Source organism: Streptomyces sp. AcH 505 (assembly GCF_000818175.1).
GTDB lineage: Bacteria > Actinomycetota > Actinomycetes > Streptomycetales > Streptomycetaceae > Streptomyces.
This window is the reverse complement of the sequence record NZ_JTIY01000001.1, coordinates 4,742,743-4,747,656: the sequence shown is the minus strand read 5'-3', so window position 1 is coordinate 4,747,656 and position 4,914 is coordinate 4,742,743. Positions and strand designations below refer to the sequence as shown.

Annotated in this window: 6 protein-coding genes; 2 read left to right on the top strand and 4 right to left on the bottom strand. The window is 70.9% G+C overall.

All coding sequences use genetic code 11. The annotated features are described in order from the left end of the window. The coding region (locus HY68_RS21710) for an ATP-dependent RecD-like DNA helicase (RefSeq protein WP_198533317.1) at positions 1-976 on the top strand (976 nt) is incomplete at its 5' end. Positions 977-1,066: 90 nt separating this feature from the next. Here HY68_RS21710 and HY68_RS21705 read toward each other — a convergent pair. Further along, on the bottom strand, positions 1,067-1,717 hold the full coding sequence (locus HY68_RS21705; protein ID WP_041991325.1) for a hypothetical protein: 651 nt from the start codon (positions 1,715-1,717) through the stop codon (positions 1,067-1,069). Positions 1,718-1,764: 47 nt separating this feature from the next. Between HY68_RS21705 and HY68_RS21700 the strand changes: the two genes are divergently transcribed. Continuing rightward, positions 1,765-1,953 (top strand): DUF5703 family protein, encoded by a 189-nt coding sequence (locus HY68_RS21700; protein ID WP_030354641.1) that lies wholly within the window; start codon positions 1,765-1,767, stop codon positions 1,951-1,953. A gap of 59 nt (positions 1,954-2,012) precedes the next feature. Here HY68_RS21700 and HY68_RS21695 read toward each other — a convergent pair whose 3' ends face one another. From HY68_RS21695 to HY68_RS21685, 3 genes are all read right to left on the bottom strand, one after another. Continuing rightward, positions 2,013-2,897 (bottom strand): chaplin, encoded by an 885-nt coding sequence (locus HY68_RS21695; RefSeq protein ID WP_041991324.1) that lies wholly within the window; start codon positions 2,895-2,897, stop codon positions 2,013-2,015. Positions 2,898-3,035: 138 nt separating this feature from the next. Continuing rightward, positions 3,036-3,269, bottom strand: a complete 234-nt coding sequence (gene chpH, locus HY68_RS21690; protein WP_041991321.1) for a chaplin ChpH — start codon at positions 3,267-3,269, stop codon at positions 3,036-3,038. Between the two features lie 147 nt (positions 3,270-3,416). After that, positions 3,417-4,742, bottom strand: a complete 1,326-nt coding sequence (locus tag HY68_RS21685) for a M20/M25/M40 family metallo-hydrolase (protein WP_041996787.1) — start codon at positions 4,740-4,742, stop codon at positions 3,417-3,419. Positions 4,743-4,914 lie beyond the last annotated feature (172 nt).

Genomic DNA, 4,914 nt, shown 5'->3' with positions numbered 1-4,914 from the left:
GCTGGGCGGCGCGGCCGTCACCGTCGCCGGACTGCTCTCCGGCGCCGAGGGTCCCGGCCGGGACAGCGACGGGCTCTTCGCGCTCGACCTGCTGGTGGTGCTGGACGCGCCGCAGCTGGACGTGGAGACGGCGGCGATGCTCGTGGAGTCGCTCCCCGACGGCGGCCGGCTGGTGCTCAGCGGTGATCCGGGTGTGCTGTGGTCGGCGGGCGCTGGACGGGTGTTCGCCGATCTGCTGGCCGCCCGGGTGTGCCCGCAGATCGCGTCCCGTACGCCCGATCCGGGCCCGGTGGGCGAGCTGGTCTCCGGCATCGGCGTGGGCGAGCTGAACCAGGTCCCGGCGCCCGGCAAGGAGGTTGTGATCGTCCCGGTGCGGGACGCGGGCGAGGCGGTGCACCGGACGGTGCAGCTGGTCGCCGAGTCCGTACCGCGCGCGTTCGGTGTGACGGCCGAGCAGACGCAGGTGATCACGGTGGGCCACGGCGGCGCCGCGGGTACCCGCGCGCTCAACGCGGCGCTCAAGCAGCGTCTCCAGCCGGGCCCCGGCCGGTTCGGCGGCTTCGACCCGGGCGACCGGATCGCGTACGTACCGGCGCCCGGCAGGACGCTGCAAGGATCGGTGGTGTCGGCCGACGCGGACGGCCTGCACCTCGACTGCGCCGGGGTGCCGGTCGTGGTCCCGAAGGAGCGCGTCGAATCGGCGGTCCGGCACGGCTGGGCCCTGACCGCACACCAGGCGGCCGGCATGCGCTGGCCCGCCGCGGTCGTGGTACTCCCGGGCGACGCGGCCCAGGGGCTGAGCCGCCCCTGGGTCTACACGGCCTTCAGCCGCGGCGACCGCCACCTCTCGGTGGTCCACGGCGCCGACCAGGCCCTGGCCCACGCGGTGGCCCAGATCCCGTCCCAGGACCGCACCACCCGCCTGCGCCCGCTGCTGGAAGGACTACTGGCACCGGCACCGACGGCGGCCGGCTAGGGCCTAGGGCCTAGGGCGGGGGCCGGGGCTCGCGGGGGCCGGCACACCGCGAGGTGCCGGCCCCGGCGCCGCGCCGCGCGCGCGGCGCCGTCAGACTTCCTGCTCCTCCAGGTCGTCCGTGTCCAGGTCCAGGTCGTCCTCGTCGAAGACCGAGCTGACGTCGAACCGGCACACCACCTGCTGCGGGTCTGCCTGGTCGAAGGGGGCGCTCAGCCACTCCCCCGGTTCCGGGAGTTCGTCCGCAGCCGACACCCACAGCGTGGAGTCGCCCTCCTCAAGGCCGAATTCCTTGTGCCGGGAGGCGATCTCGTCCGGTTCGTACTCGCCGAAGAGCACACCGAGGGCCGCGTGCACACTGCTGCCGACCATGGCGGTCGAGTCGCTCTCGCCTTCGACGTCCGCGATGCGCTGTGCCTGCGCCAGCAGCCGCTGCGGTTCGGTGACCGCGTAGTCCCGTCGGATCAGGACGCTGAGGGCATTCGGCTCCTCGGGTCCCGCGTATGGCGGAAGCGAGTCGTCCGGCTCCGGAATCTCGAATGGAGTGACCTCGTCGTAACGGCTGTACAGCCGCTCGTCGTACACCTCGGCGGCGGCGGCAAGGGCGTTGAACGCCTCGGAGACGGCCTGGTCGTCCTCGCCGGAGCGGTGTTCGACGGCCGCGAGATGACGGTCCAGAGCGATCTTGACCGCCTCGGCGGCGGCGCGTACCTCGGCGGCGGTGGACTGCGCAGCATCAGACATAGTGCAGACGCTATCCGTACCTGGCCTCTGCCCGCACAATAGATGCGATGCCGGAATACGAATTTGTCGACGTGTACGTGCCGCGCGGGGTTTCCCGCAAGGAAGCGGCCCGTCTGCTCACCGACCATGCCGAGTACGGGCACTGGGAACTCGACCGTCTGAGTCTGCACCGGGACGGCAGCCGCAGGGTGCGGTTGCGCCGACGCATCATCCGTCAGGTGCGCGCCACCTGGTGACGACGACGGAACGGGCCCCGCTCACGCGAGGCCCGCCCTGTCTGTCCGTACGCGCCCGACTACGCGGCGGCGCGGGCGCGACGGTAGAGGATGCTGCCCGCGAGCAGCATCCCGACGCCTGCTGAGGCGGCCATTCCGACCGAGCCCGCCCCGGTGTGGGCGAGTTCCTCGGGTCCTGCCAGGGGCTTCGCGACGGTCTGTGCCACGGGGGTGTTGTGGCTCGGGGCCGGCGGGATGTTGCGGTGGGTCACCGGGTGCGGATGCGGTGTGCCCGGGGTAACGGGCCGCTCGGGCGGGGTGACCACCGGCGGTGCGTCGTTCTCGCAGCTGTCGCCGGTCACGGGGTTGCCGAGACCGATGACGTCGATGCCGAGCCCGCACACGTTCACGGGAATGTCGATCGGCAGCTGGAGCCCGTTGCCGGAGCCGACGCCGGGAGAGTTCCCCGCGTCACCCCCGGCGTGCGACCCGCCACCGTGCGAACCGCTGTGCGAACCACCGCCGTGCGACCCGCCGGCGTGTGACCCACCGCCGTGCTGTCCACCGCCGGGTGAACCGCCCTGCGGCGGCTTGTGGTGCGAGCCGCCGTCGCGCTGCGGTCCGCCGTTGTGCGAACCGCCGTGCGATCCGCCGCCGCCGTAACCGCCGTCGTCCGAACCGCCGTGCCCGCGGGAGCCGCCGCCGTGCCCGGACGAGCCGCCCGAGACGTTGGCGCAGCGGTTGCCGATGGCCGGGTTGAGCAACCCGACGACATTCACGGTGTTCCCGCACACGTTGACCGGGACGTCCACCGGAACCTGGACGTTGTTGCCGGACAGCACGCCCGGCGAATTCGCCGCGGTGCCCGCGGCTCCCGAGTCCGCGTGCGCGTAGCCGCCGCCGAGGGCGAGTACGCCGCCTGCGGCCGCCACGGTGATCAGGCCCTTGCGAGTGACCTGTCTCATAGCTTCGATCCCTGCCTTCTACCTGCCGAAAGTGCCCCTGAGCCGAAGTGCCGGGGCAGGATGCCCAGCGGCCCCGGAGTGCATGGCGCGCACTCCGGGGCCGCCCGGGTTCAAACCCTCATGGGTTGATGTACAACGTCACGCGTTGACGCAGGTGTTGCCGAAGGCGGGGTTCAGCAGCCCGATCACAGAGACCGTGTTGCCGCACGCGTTCACCGGGATGTGAATCGGCACCTGGACGACATTGCCCGAAAGCACACCCGGGGAGTTCAGGGCAGCGCCCTGGGCACCCGAGTCGGCGACGGCCATGCCCGCGCCGGCGAGCACCAGACCACCGGTGATAGCCGCAGCAGCGACGACCTTCTTGATCATTCTTCCTCCTTGTAGGCAAAGGCGGTCCAAGCCTCGGACCGCCACACCTGTAACGAGAAGGAAGTAATCAGGCTACGAGCGTATCGTCGCATTCATCCTTTTCAGTCGCGTACGCACACACTGCCGATTGTCCCCGGTGGACGGTCCTCAGCAGTTGTCGATGAACCGGTCGAGCACCCGCACGCCGAACTGGAGTCCGTCCACCGGCACGCGCTCGTCGATGCCGTGGAACATCCCCGCGAAGTCCAGCTCCGGCGGCAGCTTCAGCGGCGCGAAGCCGAACCCGCGGATGCCGAGGTCGTCGAAGGACTTGGCGTCGGTGCCGCCGGAGAGCATGTACGGCACGGCCTTGGCGATCGGGTCCTCCGCCAGCAGCGCGCCCTGCATGGCGTCCACCAGCGGCCCGTCGAAGCTGGTCTCGCGCGCCTTGTCGGCGTGCACGTCCTCGCGCTTGACGCGCGGGCCGAGGATCCGGTCCAGGTCGGCGAGGAACTCCTCCTCGTAGCCCGGCAGGTAGCGGCCGTCGAGATGCGCGGTCGCCTGTCCCGGAACCACGTTCGCCTTGTAGCCGGCGCCCAGCATGGTGGGGGTCGCCGTGTTGTACAGGGTGGTGCCGATCATCTTGGCGATGCCGCCGAGCCGCTCCAGCGTGCTGTCCATGTCCTCGGGGTCGACCGGGACACCGAACGCGTCCGACAGCTCGTCCAGGAAGGACCGCACGCTCTTGGTGACCCGTACCGGCCACTTGTGCCGCCCGACCCGCGCCACGGCCTCGCACAGCTCCGTGATCGCGTTGTCCTTGCTGATCATCGACCCGTGTCCGGCGGCGCCCTCGACCGTGAGCCGCATCCAGTGGATGCCCTTCTCGGCGGTCTGGATCAGATACAGCCTGCGGTTCTCGTCCACGGTGTAGGAGAAGCCGCCGACCTCGCTGATGGCTTCGGTGACGCCCTCGAAGAGGTCCGGGTGGTTGTCGACCAGATACCGGGCGCCGTAGGTGCCGCCCGCCTCCTCGTCGGCGAGGAAGGCCAGCACGATGTCGCGCGGGGGCTTACGGCCGCTGCGCAGCCGGTCCCGTACGACGGCCAGCGTCATCGCGTCCATGTCCTTCATGTCGACCGCCCCGCGCCCCCAGACGCAGCCGTCGGCGATCTCACCGGAGAACGGGTCGTGCCGCCAGTCCGCCGCGTTGGCCGGTACGACGTCGGTGTGGCCGTGGATGAGCAGGGCCGGCCTGGACGGGTCCTCGCCCTCGATCCGGGCCACGGTCGAGGCCCGGCCCGGATGGGACTCGAAGATCTTCGGTTCGAGGCCCACCTCGGCGAGCTTCTCCGCCACGTATTCGGCGGCCGCCCGTTCACCGGGGCCTGAGTGGTCGCCGTAGTTGCTGGTGTCGATCCGGATCAGATCACGGCAGAGGTCGACGACCTCGTCCTCGCCCGATACGGTCCTGCCCGCGTTCGGCTCGCTCACGCTGCTCACTCCCACGGTGGTCGGTGCTGTTCGATACGGCTGCTCCCCACATACTGCCGCGATCAGGCCCCGGACCCCAAGGGAGTCCGGGGGCCGGGCGGTGTGATCGGGCACCGTCGATTGTTTGCTATGGTTTTCCACGTCGGAACGGCCCATGGCCGCCCGGCAGACA